Below are 18,380 nucleotides of genomic sequence, written 5' to 3'. Positions count from 1 at the left end.
TGCCGGCGGAATATTCAATCCAGCGACAGGCGCACGGCAAAGGCCATGAGCGCCGCGGCGAAGGACCAGCGTTGGACTTTTTGGGCCAGCGGACGGCTGCGCAGCCAACCCGCAATACGAGCCGCCCCGAAGGCGAGCGTCACGTCGAAAATTGCGCCCACGACCAGCAGCAGCACCCCCAGTTCGAGCACCTGCGACCACACTGGCCCCGCCTCGGCGCGCACGAACTGCGGCAGCAGCACCGAACAGAACAGCAGCGCCTTCGGATTGAGCACGCTCGAGAGCACACCGCGTCGCACGGCATGCGACAGCGGCGGTGCGACGTCGGTGGACGCCGCCGCCGTCGCGATGCCGAACGCGGGAGAGCGCCAGATCTGGATCGCCACCCAAGCCAGATAAATCGCGCCCGCGATGCGCACTGTCTCGAAGAGCCACGGCGCCGCGCGCAGCAGCGCCGCCACACCGCAGGCCGACAGCGTCACGTGCCCGGCGCGCGCCAACGCCAATCCGAGCGCCGTTGCCAAACCGTGTCGCACCCCTCGCGTCATGCTCGTCTGCATGACGAGCGCCATGTCCGGCCCCGGCAACGCGTAGACGACGATCAGCGCGCCGACAAAGACGGTGAGCAACTGCGGCGAAACCATGATTTTCTCCTGACGAACAGATGGATCGAAACGAGCCTCATGATCTCGCTATTTCACGAGCGATACATGGCGTTTTTCGCTCCTTATAGCGGATAAATTTGGATGATTTCACCAAAAAGATACATTCAACATCGCAATCCCCTAGCCTCTGTCGTCGTTCCCGCGACATTCCCCTTAATCCAAAAAGACGAGGGCAACACTTTTCGGAAACGGCGGATCGTGGTGGAATGCCATCTTTGAAGCAGCTTTCGTAGCGGGATACTCACAATGAACGAACTCGACGCCATCGATCGGGCGATTCTCTCCATCGTCCAACGCGATGGCCGCATCTCCAACGCCCGGCTGGCCGAACGTGTGTCGCTGTCCGAAACGCCTTGTGCGCGACGCCTGAAACGGCTCGAAGCCGAAGGCTACATTACCGGCTATCGGGCGGAGCTCTCGCACCGCGCGCTGGGGCTTGGCGTGACGGCATTCGTCCACGTGCGCTTCGCGGTCCATGACCGTGCGCTGTCCGAACAGTTCGAGCGCGAAGTCCAGGCCATCGACCGCATCGTCTCGTGCCACAACATTTCCGGCAGCGCCGATTACCTGCTGGAGGTGGTGGCCACGGATCTCGACGATTACGGCATGTTCACGCGCGACGTGCTGCGTGCCCTGCCTGGTGTCTCGTCGATCGAATCGATGCTGTCGCTGCGCGAAGTCAAACGCGATACCGGCGCACCGTTGCTGTAATCCGACTCACCGTGGCGTGGCATCCGTTTGCCCGTAAAATGGCGGGCTGACTCGACTTCGCCGACCCCCAGGTACCTCATGCCGGACGCCACGCCCGTCGTACCCTCCCAGCCGCCCGCCTCGCCGCATCCCGACGCGCGCGGGGCCAGCGCCGCCAACGATGACGCCCTGATGTTCGACCTCGCGCCCGTTTCGCTCTGGCTCGAAGACTTCAGCGGTGTGAAGCAGTTGTTCGACGACTGGCGCTCGCAGGGGATCACCGACCTGCGCGCGCACTTCAAGTCCGACCCGGCACACGTCGCCGCTTGCTCGCGCCGCATTCGCGTCGTCAAGGTCAATCGGCGAACGTTGTCGATGTTCAACGCCGCGTCGCTCGACGCGCTCGTGGCAGGCCTGCCCCGCATCTTCCGCGACGACATGCTCAAGACGCATATTGAAGAGCTTTGCCAGTTGTGGGACGGCCGCACGCACTTCACGAGCAAGACGGTCAACTACACGCTCGACGGCCGGCGTCTCGATGTGCTCCTGAACGGCTCGGTCCTGCCCGGGCACGAGGCCACGCTGGAGCGCGTGCTGATTTCGCTTGAAGACGTGACAGAACTCGAACACGCCCGCGAGCGCGTGACGATGGGCGAGCAGTACGCGCGCGGGCTGTTCGAATACTCGCCGGTCTCGCTATGGGTCGAAGACTTCAGCGCCATCAAGTTGTTGCTCGACGACGCCCGCGCGCGCGGCATCACGGACTTCCGCACCTTCACCGACGTCCACCCCGAATTCGTCGAGCGCTGCATGACCGAGATCCACGTGCTCGACGTGAATCGCCACACGCTGGCCATGTTCGTTGCGCCCGACAAGGCCACGCTGTTTGCCCGACTGCCCGAAGTGTTTCGCGACGACATGCGGCACAATTTCCGCGAACAGTTGATCGATCTGTGGGAGAACAAGCTGTTCCAGCAGCGCGAAGTCATCAACTACGCGCTCGATGGCAACGAGATCAACGTCCACCTGCAATTTGCAGTGCTGCCCGGCCACGAGGCACGCTGGGACCTGGTGCTCGTGGCGCTCACCGACATCACTGCGCGCAAGAAGGCCGAGTCGTATCTCGAATTCCTGGGCAAGCACGACGTGCTGACCAAGCTGCGCAACCGCTCGTTCTATGTCGACGAACTCAACCGGCTCGAGCGCAAGGGACCCTATCCGGTGACGGTGATCGTCGCCGACCTCAATGGGCTGAAGACGGTCAACGATCAGCTCGGCCACGCCGCCGGCGACGCACTGCTGCGCCGCGCGGGCGAGGTGTTGAGTAAGGCGGTCACCGCCCCGCAGATCGCAGCGCGCATCGGCGGTGACGAATTCGCCTTGCTGCTGCCCTCCACCGATGCCACGAGTGGCGCGGCGCTGATCGAGAGCATTCGCCAGCTCGTGGAGTTGAACAACTCGTTCTACCCCGGCACACCGCTCTCGTTCTCGATGGGGATGGCGACATGCGAGGCCGGCGAGCGGCTGGAAGCCACGACCCAGCGCGCCGATTTGCTGATGTACGAAGAGAAGCGCAATCACTACGCCGGCACGATGAACGAACGACGTACGCTCGACGGATTGCCGTCCGGCGCGGGCGAGATTTGAACCGCCGGTAATCGCGACCAGGTCGACGGGTGCCAGTCGCGCGACTGAGCTGACTGAGCTGACTGAGCTGACTGAGCTGACTGAGCTGACTGAGCCGACTGAGCCGACAGTCGTCGCGAGGGCGACTGCGACAACTCGCGCGACCGGAGCGGCTGAACTGACCCGATCCGCTAGCGCGGCTGGAAGGCAATGAGGCTCATGCCCGCGAGCGCGACGACCACGCCGGCGATGTCCCATGGCGTCGGACGCATCCCGTCCACGAGCCACAGCCATACGATCGCCACGCTGATATAAACGCCGCCGTAGGCCGCATACACGCGGCCGGCCGCCGACGGATGCAGCGTGAGCAACCACGCGAAAAGCGCGAGCGACATCGCCCCCGGCACGAGCAGCCATGCACTGCGACCGTGCTTGAGCCATAACCAGGGTAAATAGCAGCCGACGATTTCCGCCACCGCCGTGGCGACATACAGCAGGAAGGTTTTCATCGTGCGATTATGCCCGTCGCACCTCGGATGCGTCATGTCGCAGGCGGTGTCTTCTGGCGAATCGCCGGGTAGCCTACAATGCCGCGTCTACCGGAGAAGCTCATGGAATCGTTGGAAGCACGCGTCGTCGAACTCGAAGTCAAGGCGGCGTTTCAGGAGGATCTGCTCGAAACCCTCAACGACATTGTCACGCGTCAGGAGCAGCAACTCGATTTGCTGCAAAAACAGATCAAGGCGCTGTACCAGCAGATGCAGTCGCACGGCCAAGGGGGGAATGATGGCAACCCGCGTCACGAAATCCCGCCGCATTATTGATCTGGATCGAACCGAATTGAACCAGAGCGAACCGGCGAGCCTGCGCCACCGCGGTACGACAGCGAACGCGCGCTAGCCCTTGTTGACGCGGCCCACAGGGGCCTGCCTCGTACACAGAACGATTCTGCGTCGTCCGGGTCACATCACCATCGACGATTCAGGCATGGCGACACCGTGCCCGTCCCTCGGATCTCCGTAACATGAACGCGCATCGCCCGTCCCATCACACAGAACGCACCGATCTCGCCGATCCCCCGGCCGCTTTCGTGACCTCCCGCCGCGACACCTTGCGTCTGGCGGCGGCTGGCGTGCTCGGCCTGACGCTCGCCCCGTTCATGCGCCCGGCCCACGCCGCGTACAACATCTGGACGGGCGAATACACGATGACACGTCAGGATATCGAAGCCGCCGTCGGCAAGCGCTTCCCGACGACGCTCAACTACGGCCAACTGCTGTCCGTCGAGCTGACGCATCCGAAAATCGGCTTCAATCCGCAGGCCAATCGCGTCATGACGCAGATCGACGCGCAATTGCAGAACGTCCTGTTGCAAGGCCAGCCACTCGCCGGCGTACTGAGCCTGTCGAGCGGACTGAAATACGACCCGATCAAACGGGCCGTGCTGCTCGACAACCCGAGCGTCGAGCATGTGGAGCTCAACGGCATGCCCCCGGCATACAGTCAGCAGTTGACGGCCATTGGCGGCTCGCTTGCCCAGCAGGTGCTCAATCAGTATCCGATCTACACATTCAAGCCCGAGCAGTTGCGCTACGGCGGACGCGATGTCGAACCCGGCGCGATCACCGTGCTGCCCGACGGCATCAAGGTCGAAATCAAGACGAAGTGACGGGCAACGCGTGCGGCGCGTCGCAAAACAGCAAGGGCAGCCCGAGGGCTGCCCTTGTCTTATCCTGCGCGGTGCTATCTCACGGTTCTCCCCCCGTGCGGCCGGGAGGTCGACGCCCTCAGACCACCGTCAGCGTCACGTCGATGTTGCCGCGCGTGGCGTTCGAGTACGGGCACACGATGTGCGCCTTCTGCACCAGCGCTTCGACAGTGGCGCGATCCACGCCCGGCACGCTGATCTTCAGTTCGGCCTGAATGCCGAAGCCCGTCGGGATCTGACCGATGCCGACGCTACCGTCGATCTTCGTGTCGGCGGGCAGCGCAATCTTTTCCTTGCCCGCGACGAACTTCAGCGCTCCCAGGAAGCAAGCCGAGTAACCGGCCGCAAACAGTTGTTCCGGATTCGTGCCGCCAACGCCGGGGCCGCCCATTTCCTTGGGAACCACCAGCTTGACGTCGAGCACCCCGTCGGACGACACGGCACGGCCATCACGGCCTCCGGTGGCGGTGGCATGGGCGGTGTACAGCACTTTTTCAATCGACATGACGAACTCCTGGTAAGTAGAGAATTTCACTTGCGAACTTCGATCGCCCCGGCTCGGCACACCCTCACAGTGTTGCCTTCCCGCAGGACGATCCTTCTGACATTCGTATGCTGGCGCATATGCGTCAGCACCCACTCAAGCGACGCCGCAAACCGACGCCACCACCTCTTCCAGGCGTGTCGGTGCCTGGAACAATCGAGAAGCCATCACGCTCCCCTGAAACCCCGCAAACAGCGCACGGGCCGTGGCGTCGGGCGAAGACGTCACCGTTAGCGAACCTTCCGTCACGCCCTGCACCAACACACGTGCCAGCCACCCTTCGTGGTAGGCGAAAAACCGCTGGACCGCTACGCGAACCGTCTCCGGCAGCGTCTCGATATCGGCCGCCAACATGCCGCACAGACATATCCGATGCCCATCGGCCGCAATGCGCCCGAACCCTCGCGCATACAGCGCCAGTTTCTGCGCAGCCGGCAGCGCCTCGTCGATACCGGCGAGCCCTTCCTTGATCAACGCGTCGTAGGCCTTGATCGCTTCGAGCACGAGATCTTCCTTGGCCGGGAAGTAATAGTGAATGCTCGACGTCTTGACCCCGACCTGCTCGGCCAGATCCCGATAGCTGAAACCGTTATACCCTCGCGTCATCAAAAACCGCTGCGCATGGTCGAGCAGTTGTTCCTTGACGGTCGGTGTCGTTGGCGAGGTCTTTGTGCGATTCATGGACCGAATCTTATCTATCAGTAGATAGATAGTCAAGGCATTTCGTCGGATCGCTCGATGGATTCTTTCAATGAGGATCATAGCTGGCGCATCGCCTCCCCCCCTGCCGCGCGTGACGCCCAGACAAAAAACAGCGGATCTCGCGAGCCGCTGTTTCCGTGACGTGCCGGATATCGCCTGATGCCTGATGCCCGATGCCTGATGCCCGATGCCCGATGCCCGATGCCCGATGCCTGATGCCTGATGCCTGATGCCTGATGCCTGATGCCTGATGCCTGAGGCCCGATGCCCGATGCCCGATGCCTGAGGCCAGATGCCCGGTGCCCGGTGCCGGACGCGTGCCGCCTGACGCCGGACGTCGCTCAGAAGTCGATCTTCGCGTTCAGGCTGATCATGCGCGGGTCGGCCGGCTTGATGTAGTTGTCGTACTGATATTCCCAGTACTTGCGGTTGGTCAGGTTGCTCACGGCCGCGCGCAGCGTCACATCCTTGCCGGCGACGCGCGTGCGGTAGGTCGCACCAAGGTTGATCAACGTGTAGCCCGAGACGCTCAGCGAGTTCTGCGGATTGAGCGCCGTGCGGCCGTTGTAGCGGATGTCGCCCCCGACCGACAGTCCCGGCACGTATGGCACCTTGTACTCGATGTTGCCCGAGAGCACGAAGCGCGGTGCGCCGCCCACCCGATTGCCATCGAAGCCATTGGTTCGCGCATACCAGCTATCGAGCGCCATGGCACTGGCACCGAGCGTCCACCTCGGCCCGAGCTTCACCGAGCCCGCCAGCTCCATCCCCTGGTAGATCGACTGGCCGTCCGACACGCGCGCGTTGGCGCTGTTCGTATATACGGCACCACGCTCGATACGGAAGAGCGCCGCCGTCGTGCTCCAGGTGGCCTGCTCCGTCTTCACGCCAACCTCGTACTGACGGCTCTTGAACGGATTGAGCACCGCGCCCGCGTTGGCGTAGGTCGTCCCCACCACTTCGCCAGCCTCGAGCGCTTCCACATAGCTCGCGTACGCCGTCGTGTTCGCCGCAAGCTTGTACATGACGGCGAGCGTCGGGGTGAACACGCCGTTCGTCGAGTAGGTCGAGATCCCCTGCGCGTTCGTCTGGTCGTAGTTCGTGAAACGCACGCCGCCGAGCACCGACAGACGGTCCGTGATCTGCACGGTGTCCGACGCGAAGACCGAGCGTTGCTCGATGGCGCTGGAGCGTTGGGCCTGGAGCGTCGAGCCGTCGCCGAAGAACTGATACGACGCGCCCTGGTACAGATTGCCCGAGTACGTCGAGAACGGAACGTACGCGTTGGCGGTGACCGGGCTGTACAGATACGCGTAGTCGTTCGTCTGATACTGCGAGGCGTAGCCGAACGTCAGTTGATGGGCCAGTGGCCCAGTGCGAACCTTGCCCTCAGCCGTCACCTGCCACGCGTGGAAGGTGTTGATCTCGTCGCCCAGATCGTTCAGGCCTCGGAAGTCGCCCGCGCCGTTGAGCAAGTAAAGCGTGGCTTCGTTACGGTCGCGCGTCGACTTGTTGTAGGCGAAGTTGGCCGAAACCTTCCAGTCCGGATTCACCTGATACTGCAAACCGGTCGTGTAGAACTGCGTGATGGTGTTCAGATGCGTGGCCTGCGTCTGAAGATTCGCGCTCGACACGTTGATCGGCCCCGGCAACTGATGGCCCTGGAAGGCGGCCGTCGAGAGCGAAGGCGTTGTGCCCGTCGCCCGACGGTCCTGATACATGGCGCCGAAATTCCACGTAAGGTCGGGGGTGAGGCGGGCGTCGAGCGCGAGCGACACCGTATCGCGGTTCAGATTGCCGTCCGAATAGGTGCGCCCCTCCTCATGCGTGTAGTTCAGGCGCGCACCGAACATGTCGTTCGGCCCGGCACGGCCGCCCAGATCGACGTGCTCGCGCCAGATGCCCTCGGAATGAAAGCCCACGTCGACGCTGGCGATGCGCTCGTCCGTCGGCTTCTTCGTCACGTAGTTCACCACGCCGCCCGGTGCCACGAAGCCGTACATGAAACCGGACAACCCCTTGAGCAGTTCCACGCGGTCGAACTGCTCGTAAGGCATCGTCACGCCGTAGGTCATCACGGGCATGCCATCGAGCTTGAAGCCGGATTGCCAGTCGATCGGCATGCCGCGCACGTAGATATAGCCGGCCCAGGCGTCGAAAGCGTTGCTGCCGTCGGTCACGGCAGCATCGGTCGAGAACACGTCCCCGAGTTTGGCGGGTTGGCGTTGTTCGAGCTGCTCCTGACTGACCACCGTCGTCGAGAACGGCGTATCGAGCTGGCTGCGCGAGCCCAATGCGCCGGATTGCACCGACTGCTTGAGGTTCTGCGGCGTTTCTCGCAGCGCCGAGCCGGTCACCGTCGTGGCCTGGAGCGTGGCTTGTGCAGCGGTGTCGGTTGTCGTGCCATCCGCGGACGTGGCCGCCATCGATTGGGCAATGGCCGGTGCGGCGGCAAAGGCAAGGAGTGCGGCCAGCGCGAGCGGCGCCAGACGGCTACGGGGAACGACGACGTTGCCCGTAGCGGTGCGGCCCGCCTCCCCCGAGGCGCAGTGGTGGTAAGCGAAAGTCATGCTGGAATTCCCGAGTGACGATTTGAAATATTTATAATTAATGAGAATCGTTAACATTCTCATTCAAAGATTGGAATATTAACAAACGTTCACGTATCGTCAACAAGTGTTGAAGATCGGCGTCGCGGGACAACACGGAAATACAACATTTCCATCCCTTACATGAAAGGAATGTTGGCGAACGACACCGCCGGACCGTTGCCGCGACGATGGTTTCGGGGCGGTGGCCTGACCGGCGCATCGGAAACCGTGTCAAATAGGCTAGTATTGCGGCACTGTCGCCGACCGAGCGGCTAATCGACTGGAACGCCGACCCTCATCCGGGGCGCGCGTGCAATGTGGTATGGACCTCGACGCCATTGATCTGAAGATTCTGCGGGAGCTGCAAGCCGACGCCCGCCTCACCAACGTAGAACTCGCCTCGCGCGTGAACCTCTCGCCGTCGCCGTGTCTGGCACGCGTGAAGGCGCTCGAAGCGGCGGGTTACATTCGCCAGCGCGTCACGCTGCTCGATCCGTCCCGGCTCGGGTTGCACATCAACGTGTTCATTCACGTCACGCTCGAAAACCAGAATCGCGACGGCCTGGACGCCTTCGAGGCGGCCGTCACCGCGTTGCCGAACGTCATGGAGTGCTACCTGATGTCGGGCGACGCCGATTATCTGCTGCGCGTGATGGTCAGCGACATGAGCGCCTACGAAACGCTCATTACCGATCGGCTGTCGCGCATTCCGGGCATTCGCAACATCCGCTCGAGCTTCGCGCTCAAGCAGGTCCTGTACACCACGGCCGTCCCGGTGCCCGAGCGCACCAGCGATGCCTGAGGCCACCACCACCGGCACACCCACGGCATCTACCGTCGCCCAGCCGCCGCGCGGTGGGGCCGGCCCGCAGATCGCGCTGCATGTCGCGGCCATGCTGTTTGGCGCCTCGGCGCTGTTCGGCGAGCACATCGCCGCGAGCAGCACCATGATCGTCTTCGGTCGCGGCCTCTTCTCGTGGCTGGCGCTGAGCGTCATTGCCCTCGCGGGCCTGACGGGCCTGCGCGGCGCCGCGCGGGTGTCAGGCGGTGCGCCGTGGCGCGGACTCTCGCCCACTGCGGCGCTGCGGCTGATCCTGGCGGGCGTACTCCTCGCCGTGCACTGGCTGGCGTTCTTCCTCGCGATCAAGGCGGGCGGCGTTGCCGTCGGCACGCTCGGCTTCGCCTGCTTCCCGGCGTTCGTGATCCTGCTCGAATGGCCGTTGCGCCGCGAGCGGCCCACCCTGGGCGACGCGGGCGTCATCGCGCTCGTGTGCGTCGGACTGGCGCTCGTCACCCCGGCGTTCGACTGGCACGCCGGGGCGACCATCGGCCTGGCGTGGGGGGTGCTCTCCGGGGCCATCTATGCCGTCATCGCCTTGTCCAATCGCGTGCTGGGCGCGCGGGCGTTGCCACTGCAGGCCAGTTGGTGGCAATGCTTCGGCATCCTGCTCGTGCTCGGCCCGTTCGCCTGGCGCGAGGCGCTGTCGCTCCCGGCCGCGCAATGGGGATGGCTGGCGTGCCTCGGCGTGGTGTGCACCGCCCTCGCCTATACGCTGTTCATCCACGCGCTGCGCACGGTCAAGGCCAGTCGGGCGGCGGTGGTCATCGCCCTCGAACCCGTCTACGCCATCGCCTTCGCATGGGCGCTGTTCGGCATGTCGCCCACGCTCAAGATGACCGTGGGCGGCGTGTGCATCGTCGGCGCCGTGGCGTGGTCCGGTGCGATGCGCTCACGCCGCCCCGCTCACTGAGGCTGCGCGCAGGCCTCGCTGAGGCGGAACTGAGCCGGCACTGAGGCGGCGCTGAGACGGTCAGACGAACATGCCGCCCGACGCCTCGATGCGCTGCGCATTGATCCAGCCCGTCTCGTCGGCCAGCAGCGCCGCCACCATACCGCCAATGTCGTCGGCCTCGCCCACGCGGCCCAGTGCGGTGTTCGCCGCGATCATCTGATTGACGCCCTGGTTGTCGCGCACCGTGCCGCCGTTGAAGTCCGTCGCGATGGCGCCCGGCGCTACCGTATTGGCCCGAATGCCGCGCGCGCCCAACTCCTTCGCCAGATAGCGCGAGAACACCTCGATACCGCCCTTCATCATCGCGTAGGCTGACGCCCCCGGCAGCGAGAAGCGCGCCAGACCGCTCGAGACGTTCAGGATGCGCCCGCCGTCGGCGATCAGCGGCAGCAAGGTCTGTGTCAGGAAATACGGCCCCTTTAAATGCAGGCGAACGAGTTCGTCGAACTGCGCTTCGGTCGTCTCGGCGAAGGGTGCATGCAAGCCTGTTCCAGCGTTGTTGACGAGGAAGTCGAACGTGTCGCGCTGCCAGACGTCACGGAGCACGCGCGTGATCTGCGCGGCGAACGGGCCGAACTGCGACGCCTGCGACACGTCGAGCGGCAAGGCAACGGCGTTGGCGCCCAGCTTGCCGATTTCGGACACGACCGCGTCCGCTTCCGCGTGCTGGCTGCGATAGGTGAGGATGACATCGATGCCGCGACGTGCGGCCGCGAGCGCCGACGCGCGGCCCAGGCCGCGGCTGCCACCGGTGATAAGAACGATCTTGCGTGTCATGGTGCTTCTCCTGAAGGCGTTGGGCCTTGCCGGTTGGCAAGTCCCCGTTGAACCGAGTCGACGACCGCGCCGGTCGCCTTGGCCCGCCGCGGCCAGCGCTCGCTGGTGCCGGTGAGCATCGGTGACCGACTGAACCGGACGGAGCGCTTAAGCTGCTGCGGTAGTGCTGCGGTATGTTCAACAGCTTATTGCAACGAATTTCACCAATAAACCCGCCTTATCTGATTACACTGATCAAATTTCCATAACAATTGATCTTCGGATCGATCCTCTCCCGCCATGCATCAGCTCGACGCCATGCGCATCTTCGTGCGCGTTACGCAGACCGGAAGCTTCACGCAGGCCGCCGACAGTCTTGGCTTGCCTCGCGCCAGCGTGTCGAACGCCATCAAGCAACTGGAGGCCAAGTTGGGGACGCGCCTGCTGCATCGAACCACACGACGGGTGCAACTTACGCAGGACGGCCAGGCGTGCCTGGAGCGATGCCAGGATTTGCTCGCCGACATGGAAGAGTGGGAGACGATGTTCGTGGCGCGCGACGAGGCGCTCACGGGCCGACTGCGCATCGATTTGCCCGCGACACTCGCGCGTACGACGGTCATTCCGCAATTGCCCGGCTTTCTGGCGCAACATCCGGACCTGCGCGTGGAACTCTCGAGCACCGACCGGCGTGTGGATCTCGTGCGCGAGGGATTCGACTGCGTACTGCGGGTGGGTGCCGTCGCCGATTCGACGTTGATCGCGCGACCGCTCGGCCACATGCCGCAGGTCAACGTTGCGAGCCCGGCGTACCTCGCGCGCTACGGTGTGCCGGGCTCGCTTGACGATTTGCGCGCGCACCGACTGATCCATTACACGACGACGCTGGGCGCTCGCCCGGTGGGATGGGAATACTTCGATGGCGAACGCTATACGCAGTGGCCGATGGAGGGCGTGCTGACGGTGAACAATGCCGATGCCTATCAAGCGGCTTGCCTCGCCGGACTCGGACTGATTCAGGCGCCAGAGACCGGCGTGCGCGCGCTGTTGGCCGACGGTTCGCTGCAAGCCGTGCTGCCGGCGTATCAAGCGGCGCCGCTGGCCGTCACGTTGCTGTACGCGAACCGGCGTCACCTGCCCCGGCGCGCCCAAGCCTTCATGAACTGGTTGGCCGATTTGCTGGCGCCGCGTCTGACGACGCAGTAAGTGGCGATGGGGCGAAGACGGCCGGCCAACGCCTCGCAAGGCGACCGTCTCCCGTCTCCCGTCTCCCGTCTCCCGTCTCCCGTCGCCAGTGCCAGTGCCTGTGCCAGTGCCAGTGCCAGTGTCGGTATCGATGTCGTTATCGATGTCGGTGCAGGTACCCCACCGACGCTAGCGCGCTCGCGACAGGCCCTGCTCCACCATCGCGACAAGCCGCTGCCCCAGCCCGTCGACCTGATCGTCGGGTAAATCGCGCAGTGGGCCATCGATGACCAGCACCGACAATCCGTGCACGGCGGCCCAGGCGAGATACTCCGCGCCAGGTCGCTGCGCCGCATCGATGATGCCGGCCGCGACCATCCCGTCGAGCGACGCCCCCAGCAGCTCGAACGGATTCAGACCGCTCGCCCCCGCCTTGGCGGGATCGGCCACCGAGCGCACATTCTCCGATGGAGCAAAAGCCGTGCGGAACAGCCCCGGCTGCGCACGGGCGAAGTGCAAATACCCGATGCCGACCGCACGCAGTCCGGCTCGGGCATGCTCGATGGCATTGTGAGCGAGGAGTTCCAGCGCCGCCACCTCATGTTCGATCGCTACCGCCAGTTCGGCCAATGCCGCCGAGCGCACGGCGTCCAGCAAATCCTGCCGGTTTGCGAAGTGCCGATACGCCGCGTTGGGTACCACCCCGGCGCAACGCGTCGCCTCGCGCAACACGACCGCATCCGGCCCCCCCTCGCGTGCCAGCGAGATTCCTGCTTCCAGCAACGCCCGGCGCAGGTCGCCATGTCGATATGTCGCGCGCGCCGGCCCCGTCGTTGTTACCCGTTCCGTCATTACCGCTCCTTGTGGACAGCGTCCATTATGTCTGCTATTGTTTGTGTACACTGTCCACAAAGACAAGTTGCGGCGCATCATTGCTGCATCGTTCGTCGATGTGCCTGGCGGCATGGGCCAGTCGTCGCTGTTGCCGCGCCCCACCAGAAGTCACTCGCTTTGCATCCGGAGGCACTATGGTTGAGACGTATCCCGCACACGGCGACGAAGCCGCCATTCGTGCAATCCACTCGGCATGGCTTGACGCCGTGCGCAACAAGACGGTCGGCACACTGCTGGAGCACTACGACCCCGACGTCGTCGTGTTCGATGTGATGCCGCCCACCGAGCATCGCGGCACCGCGGCATACCGCCGTTTGCTCGAGGGTTGGTTTGGCCACACGGTCGGGCCGATCCATTTCGAAGTCACGCAGTGGCATCTCGTGCACGCCGGGGATCTGGCGTTCAGCCACAGTGTGAACGTGGTTCGCAACACCGGCCCGGACGGCCAGACGCACGGCGCCACCGTGCGGGCTACCGTGGGCTATCGCAAGTCGCAAGGTCGCTGGCGCGTGGTGCACGAACACGCGTCGGTGCCCATGACGTTCGCGCCGTAAGGCTTCCTGTCGGGGCGTCGCCATGTCCCTTTTTCAGCATCAAGAGGAGCGTTCCATGCAAGTCCATTCCTATTTGTTTTTCGAAGGTCGTTGTGAAGAAGCCATCGCGTTCTACGAGAAAGTGCTGGGCGCGAAGCGCGGCATGCTCATGCGTTACGGCGAGAGCCCGGAGCGCTGTCCGGAGGGGATGTTGCCGCCCGGCAGCGATGACAAGATCATGCATGGCGAATTCACCATCGGCGACTCGATGGTGATGGCCTCGGATGGCATGGTGAGCGGCAAGCCCAAGTTCGACGGCTTCTCGCTGTCGGTCGACTTCGCCGAGGTCGCATCGGCCGAGAAGGCCTTCCATGCACTGGCCGACGGCGGTGAGGTGAATATGCCGCTCGGCGAGACCTTCTTCGCGAAGACGTTCGGCATGGTCAAGGATCGCTTCGGCATGAACTGGATGGTGATCGTGCCGAAGGAGATGCCGCGCGGCTGAGAGGCTCAGGCATCGGCGCGCGCCGGGCGCTCGCCCGGCCACGCGCATCGCTGCTGCGGGCGGGCATGGGCGCCGACAACGCGCCGGTGCCCGCTTTTTTGTGCCCGCGCGGCGTGCCCAACAAGTTCCTCACGCCTGTGCTATCGTCGCCGCCATGCCATCCGTGATCTCAATCCAGAATCTGTCGAAGACGTACGCAACGGGTTTCCAGGCGCTCAAGAACATCAATCTGGAAATCCAGCGCGGCGAGATCTTCGCCCTGCTCGGCCCGAACGGCGCCGGCAAAACGACCCTCATCAGCACCATTTGCGGCATCGTGCGCCCGACCTCGGGCACGGTCACCGTCGACGGTCACGATATCGTCACGGACTACCGTGCCGCGCGCGAGGCCATCGGCCTGGTTCCCCAGGAGCTGACCACGGACGCCTTCGAGTCGGTGTGGGCGACCGTCTCGTTCTCGCGAGGCCTGTTCGGCAAGCCGGCGAACCCGGCGTACATCGAGAAGGTGCTGCGCTCGCTCTCGCTGTGGGAGAAGAAGGATAGCCGCCTCATGCAGCTCTCGGGCGGCATGAAGCGACGCGTGCTGATCGCCAAGGCGCTCTCGCACGAGCCGCGCGTGCTGTTCCTCGACGAGCCGACCGCCGGCGTCGATGTCGAGTTGCGCCGCGACATGTGGCGTCTCGTGAATTCGTTGCGCGAAACCGGCGTGACCGTGATTCTCACTACCCACTACATCGAAGAGGCCGAGGAGATGGCCGACCGGGTGGGCATCATCACTGGCGGTCAGATCACCCTCGTGCAGGAGAAGACCGAACTGATGCGGCACATGGGCAGCAAGCAGCTCGCGCTGCAACTGGCCGAGCCGCTGTCCGCCGTTCCCGATGCGCTCGCCACCTATGGCCTCGCGCTCGAGAACAATGGCACCGAACTCATCTTCACCTACGACGCCAACATCGAGCAAACGTCCATCGCCGCCCTGTTGCGCGACATGGAGCGCGCCGGCATCTCGGTGAAGGATCTGCATACGACGCAAAGCTCGCTCGAAGACATCTTCGTCTCGCTCGTGCACAGGAAAGAAGGATGAGCCGCGCCATGAATTTCTACGCCGTCAGGGCGATCTACAACTTCGAGATGGCCCGCACGCGTCGCACGCTGATGCAGAGCATCATCTCGCCGGTCATTTCGACCTCGCTGTACTTCGTGGTGTTCGGCGCGGCCATCGGTTCGCGAATTCCAGAAATCGAGGGCGTGCCGTATGGCGCGTTCATCGTGCCGGGCCTCATCATGCTCTCGCTGCTCACGCAAAGCGTGACGAATGCGTCGTTCGGCATCTATTTCCCGCGCTTCACCGGCACGATCTACGAAATCCTCTCCGCGCCCGTGTCGTACATGGAGATCGTGGTCGCCTACGTGGGGGCGGCGGCCACCAAGTCGATCATTCTCGGCGTAATCATGCTCGGCACGGCCGCGCTGTTCGTGCCACTGCGCATCGAGCATCCGATCTGGATGGTGCTGTTCCTGGTGCTCACCGCCGTGACGTTCAGCTTGCTCGGTTTCATCATCGGCATCTGGGCCGACGGCTTCGAGAAGCTGCAACTCGTGCCGCTGCTCATCATCACGCCGCTCACGTTTCTCGGCGGCAGCTTCTACTCGACGCACATCCTGCCGCCGTTCTGGCGCACGGTCACCCTGTTCAATCCAGTCGTGTACCTCATCAGCGGTTTTCGCTGGAGCTTCTATGGGCTGGCGGACGTGAGCGTCGGCGTGAGTCTGGGCATGACGCTCGTATTCCTCGCCGTCTTCCTGAGCATCGTCGCCTGGATGTTCAAGACCGGTTATCGGCTCAAGAACTGACCCCGCCTGCCGGACGGCGGCACCGTCCGGCACTTGGTGTGCACCGTCGTCGCGTCAGATCGGCGGCGTCTCGAGAAACGCCGGGAGCGCTTCGGCCTGCGCGGAAAAGCTGGCGACTTCCGGAAACTCGGCGGTGAAGTCCAGTTCCGGCACCAGCAGGTGATGGAACCGCCATGCCACGGCAATCGTCACGCCATGCTCGCCGATGCGGTCTGGCGTCGCCACGACGGGCACTTGCGCCAACTCGACCTCCAGCGCGTGAAATGCCGCATGCAGCTGTTTGCGCACGCGATCTGTCCACGGTGCATGCCGCTTCTCGCTCGGCCGCAATTCACGCTCATACACCAGTTGCACCGACTTTTCACATGCCGCCATGGCCAGTCCCGTGAGGCGCAATGCACGCAGACGCTCGGCCGGATCGCCCGGCACGAGCCGCTGTGCCGGATCGACCAGCGTCTCGAGATATTGCAGGATGAGCGTGGAGTCCATGAGTACCGTGCCGTCGTCGGTCACGAGCGTCGGCGCCTTTACGACAGGGTTGATCTCGGCGAACTCGTCAAACGTTCGAAACACGGACAGCGCGCGGTGTTCGTACGGCAGCCCCAGCAACTTCAGGCAAATCGCCGTGCGACGCACGTAGGGGGAATCCAGCATTCCGATCAATTGCATGTCTTGCTCCTGAGGGCGGCCATCGCCGCCGGGGTTGTGAGGTCGTAAGTTCGTGGGGTCGTCGTGCGTGAATGGCATGGCATCGGGCGGTGCCCGCATTCGCACAAGCATAGCGGACGCCCGACGCCCCGCAAATCGAATTCGGTGATGGGTTTGTGTGAATCCCGCTCACAAGAGGCGTGCCACAACTGGCGTCGGTGGCGACCCGGTACGCGGTGACCCGTCGGCTGCGAGCGCGCCGCGTGACGGGTAGAATTGGCTGCATGGCCGACTCGACAAGGAGACGTTTCATGAACATCCTGATGGTGCTGACCTCGCACGACCGCCTCGGCGACACGGGCAAGAAGACCGGCTTCTGGCTCGAAGAATTCGCCTCACCGTACTACGTGTTCATCGACGAGGGACTGGCGATCACGCTGGCTTCCCCGGCAGGCGGCCAGCCGCCGCTCGATCCGAAGAGTGACGAACCCGACGCGCAAACCGACGCAACGCGACGCTTCCGTGAAGACGCCGTCGCGCAGCGCGCGCTGGCGAACACCCTCCGGCTGGCCGACATCGACGCCGCCGACTACGACGCCGTCTTCTATCCCGGTGGCCATGGCCCGCTGTGGGATCTGGCGCAAGACCCGAACTCCATCCGTCTGATCGAAGCGTTCGAGCGCGCGGGCAAACCGATCGGCTTTGTGTGCCATGCGCCGGGCGTGCTGCGTCAGGTACGCAACGCGCAAGGCGAGCCGCTGGTGCGGGGACGCCATGTCACCGGCTTCACCAATGAGGAAGAGGCCGCGGTCGGTCTTACCGACGTGGTGCCGTTCCTGGTCGAAGACGAACTCAAGCGTCTGGGAGGGCTGTACGAGAAGGGCGGCAACTGGCAATCGCATGTGGTCGGTGACGGCCGACTGGTCACGGGCCAGAATCCAGCCTCGTCGGACGAGGCTGCGCGCACGGTGCTTGCCATGATGGAACCGCGCCAGCGCTGACGGGCGAGGGGCGCGACGCGGCGCGTGGCTCGTGGCTCGTGGCTCGTGGGGCACGGGGCACGGGGCACGGGGCACGGGCTGACGCGTGGGCCTTCGGGGCCCGCGTCAGCGCGTGTCTTGTCACGACTACCGGCCGGCAAGTACCGGTCAGATTTTCTCCATCTCGTACGGACCGAGATAGTCTGCCTTGCCCACGGCAACCCCTTGGGCGCGCAGAATATCGTGCGTGGTCGTCACATGGAAATAGAAGTTCGGCAACGCGAACTTCAGCAGATAGTCGAGCGCGTCCATCGTCGTCTGATGGTCCTTGAACTTCAGCGTGATCTGCCGTGACTCGGCCCCGACGAAACGATCTTCGGGAACGCCCGCGATGAACGCCTCGGTGTTGGCGATGCGATCGCGCAGTTGCTCGAACGTCGTCTCGTTGTCCTCGAACTTCGGCGACTCCACGCCGCTGATCCGCGCGACGGCAAACTTCGCCGTGTCACTCACGCGCTGCACTTGCGCCACGAAGTCGAGCATATCGGGGGCGAGCTTCGCCTTGAGAATCGCGGCCGGATCGAGCGAATTCGCTTCGCAATGGGCGCGCGCCTTCTGGAGGTAGTCGGCCATGACGGTCAGACCGCGAAGATAGACAGGAACGGTGGCGCGATAGAGAGAGATCGACATCGGAAAGCTCCTCGAA

Annotated in this window: 21 protein-coding genes; 12 read left to right on the top strand and 9 right to left on the bottom strand. The window is 64.0% G+C overall.

Going from position 1 to position 18,380, the window contains the following annotated elements; genetic code table 11:
* Nucleotides 1–14: 14 nt before the first annotated feature.
* A complete protein-coding gene (locus PEP31012_RS22205; protein WP_150591429.1) occupies nt 15–644 on the bottom strand; it encodes a LysE family translocator in 630 nt (209 codons plus the stop codon).
* A gap of 267 nt (nt 645–911) precedes the next feature.
* On the opposite strand from PEP31012_RS22205, the gene PEP31012_RS22200 reads away from it, so the two are divergent.
* Both PEP31012_RS22200 and PEP31012_RS22195 read left to right on the top strand, forming a co-directional pair.
* Nucleotides 912–1,376, top strand: coding sequence for an Lrp/AsnC family transcriptional regulator (locus PEP31012_RS22200; RefSeq protein WP_150591428.1), 465 nt, complete (start codon nt 912–914; stop codon nt 1,374–1,376).
* 171 nt (nt 1,377–1,547) lie between these two features.
* Entirely contained in the window at nt 1,548–3,002 is a 1,455-nt protein-coding gene (locus tag PEP31012_RS22195) for a sensor domain-containing diguanylate cyclase (protein ID WP_150591457.1), read from the top strand.
* A gap of 170 nt (nt 3,003–3,172) precedes the next feature.
* On the opposite strand, the gene PEP31012_RS22185 is transcribed toward PEP31012_RS22195, so the two are convergent.
* On the bottom strand, nt 3,173–3,490 hold the full coding sequence (locus tag PEP31012_RS22185; RefSeq protein WP_150591427.1) for a YnfA family protein: 318 nt from the start codon (nt 3,488–3,490) through the stop codon (nt 3,173–3,175).
* Between the two features lie 102 nt (nt 3,491–3,592).
* Here PEP31012_RS22185 and PEP31012_RS22180 point away from each other — a divergent pair, with 102 nt between their 5' ends.
* Nucleotides 3,593–3,805, top strand: a complete 213-nt coding sequence (locus PEP31012_RS22180) for a SlyX family protein (RefSeq protein ID WP_150591426.1) — start codon at nt 3,593–3,595, stop codon at nt 3,803–3,805.
* Nucleotides 3,806–4,071: 266 nt separating this feature from the next.
* Complete coding sequence (locus PEP31012_RS22175) at nt 4,072–4,650, top strand: DUF1439 domain-containing protein (protein ID WP_150591456.1); 579 nt, start codon at nt 4,072–4,074, stop codon at nt 4,648–4,650.
* A gap of 118 nt (nt 4,651–4,768) precedes the next feature.
* Here PEP31012_RS22175 and PEP31012_RS22170 read toward each other — a convergent pair whose 3' ends face one another.
* The 3 genes from PEP31012_RS22170 to PEP31012_RS22160 form a co-directional block, all read right to left on the bottom strand.
* On the bottom strand, nt 4,769–5,194 hold the full coding sequence (locus PEP31012_RS22170) for an organic hydroperoxide resistance protein (protein WP_150591425.1): 426 nt from the start codon (nt 5,192–5,194) through the stop codon (nt 4,769–4,771).
* A gap of 135 nt (nt 5,195–5,329) precedes the next feature.
* Entirely contained in the window at nt 5,330–5,914 is a 585-nt protein-coding gene (locus PEP31012_RS22165) for a TetR/AcrR family transcriptional regulator (protein ID WP_246171427.1), read from the bottom strand.
* A gap of 362 nt (nt 5,915–6,276) precedes the next feature.
* Nucleotides 6,277–8,505 carry a TonB-dependent siderophore receptor gene (locus tag PEP31012_RS22160; protein ID WP_150591423.1) on the bottom strand — a complete coding sequence of 743 codons (2,229 nt, stop codon included), beginning with the start codon at nt 8,503–8,505 and terminating at the stop codon, nt 6,277–6,279.
* Between the two features lie 343 nt (nt 8,506–8,848).
* Here PEP31012_RS22160 and PEP31012_RS22155 point away from each other — a divergent pair, with 343 nt between their 5' ends.
* The gene (locus PEP31012_RS22155) at nt 8,849–9,328 is read left to right on the top strand and encodes an Lrp/AsnC family transcriptional regulator (RefSeq protein WP_150591422.1); all 480 of its coding nucleotides are present in this window, start codon (nt 8,849–8,851) and stop codon (nt 9,326–9,328) included.
* Nucleotides 9,321–10,277 carry a DMT family transporter gene (locus PEP31012_RS22150; protein ID WP_150591421.1) on the top strand — a complete coding sequence of 319 codons (957 nt, stop codon included), beginning with the start codon at nt 9,321–9,323 and terminating at the stop codon, nt 10,275–10,277. Before PEP31012_RS22155 ends, PEP31012_RS22150 begins: the two co-directional genes overlap by 8 nt.
* 60 nt (nt 10,278–10,337) lie before the next feature.
* Here the strand turns inward: PEP31012_RS22150 and PEP31012_RS22145 are convergent, their stop codons facing one another.
* Nucleotides 10,338–11,096 (bottom strand): SDR family NAD(P)-dependent oxidoreductase, encoded by a 759-nt coding sequence (locus tag PEP31012_RS22145; protein ID WP_150591420.1) that lies wholly within the window; start codon nt 11,094–11,096, stop codon nt 10,338–10,340.
* Nucleotides 11,097–11,375: 279 nt separating this feature from the next.
* On the opposite strand from PEP31012_RS22145, the gene PEP31012_RS22140 reads away from it, so the two are divergent.
* Nucleotides 11,376–12,281, top strand: coding sequence for a LysR family transcriptional regulator (locus tag PEP31012_RS22140; RefSeq protein WP_150591419.1), 906 nt, complete (start codon nt 11,376–11,378; stop codon nt 12,279–12,281).
* Between the two features lie 168 nt (nt 12,282–12,449).
* On the opposite strand, the gene PEP31012_RS22135 is transcribed toward PEP31012_RS22140, so the two are convergent.
* Entirely contained in the window at nt 12,450–13,112 is a 663-nt protein-coding gene (locus PEP31012_RS22135) for a TetR/AcrR family transcriptional regulator (protein WP_150591418.1), read from the bottom strand.
* Between the two features lie 176 nt (nt 13,113–13,288).
* Between PEP31012_RS22135 and PEP31012_RS22130 the strand changes: the two genes are divergently transcribed.
* The 4 genes from PEP31012_RS22130 to PEP31012_RS22115 all read left to right on the top strand — a co-directional run bounded on the left by PEP31012_RS22130 (nt 13,289) and on the right by PEP31012_RS22115 (nt 16,046).
* Nucleotides 13,289–13,708, top strand: a complete 420-nt coding sequence (locus PEP31012_RS22130) for a YybH family protein (RefSeq protein ID WP_150591417.1) — start codon at nt 13,289–13,291, stop codon at nt 13,706–13,708.
* 55 nt (nt 13,709–13,763) lie between these two features.
* Nucleotides 13,764–14,192: a VOC family protein gene (locus PEP31012_RS22125; protein ID WP_150591416.1), complete on the top strand. Its 429-nt coding sequence runs from the start codon at nt 13,764–13,766 to the stop codon at nt 14,190–14,192.
* Between the two features lie 154 nt (nt 14,193–14,346).
* On the top strand, nt 14,347–15,276 hold the full coding sequence (locus tag PEP31012_RS22120; protein ID WP_150591415.1) for an ABC transporter ATP-binding protein: 930 nt from the start codon (nt 14,347–14,349) through the stop codon (nt 15,274–15,276).
* A gap of 8 nt (nt 15,277–15,284) precedes the next feature.
* Nucleotides 15,285–16,046: an ABC transporter permease gene (locus PEP31012_RS22115; RefSeq protein WP_150591455.1), complete on the top strand. Its 762-nt coding sequence runs from the start codon at nt 15,285–15,287 to the stop codon at nt 16,044–16,046.
* A gap of 54 nt (nt 16,047–16,100) precedes the next feature.
* Here the strand turns inward: PEP31012_RS22115 and PEP31012_RS22110 are convergent, their stop codons facing one another.
* Nucleotides 16,101–16,715, bottom strand: a complete 615-nt coding sequence (locus tag PEP31012_RS22110) for a glutathione S-transferase family protein (RefSeq protein WP_150591414.1) — start codon at nt 16,713–16,715, stop codon at nt 16,101–16,103.
* A 290-nt stretch (nt 16,716–17,005) separates the two neighbouring features.
* On the opposite strand from PEP31012_RS22110, the gene PEP31012_RS22105 reads away from it, so the two are divergent.
* Nucleotides 17,006–17,695 carry a type 1 glutamine amidotransferase domain-containing protein gene (locus PEP31012_RS22105; RefSeq protein WP_150591413.1) on the top strand — a complete coding sequence of 230 codons (690 nt, stop codon included), beginning with the start codon at nt 17,006–17,008 and terminating at the stop codon, nt 17,693–17,695.
* Nucleotides 17,696–17,842: 147 nt separating this feature from the next.
* On the opposite strand, the gene PEP31012_RS22100 is transcribed toward PEP31012_RS22105, so the two are convergent.
* Nucleotides 17,843–18,364, bottom strand: a complete 522-nt coding sequence (locus PEP31012_RS22100) for a DUF1993 domain-containing protein (protein ID WP_150591412.1) — start codon at nt 18,362–18,364, stop codon at nt 17,843–17,845.
* Nucleotides 18,365–18,380 lie beyond the last annotated feature (16 nt).

The organism is Pandoraea eparura, from assembly GCF_902459725.1.
GTDB lineage: Bacteria > Pseudomonadota > Gammaproteobacteria > Burkholderiales > Burkholderiaceae > Pandoraea > Pandoraea eparura.
This window is presented reverse-complemented; position numbering and strand designations above follow the sequence as displayed.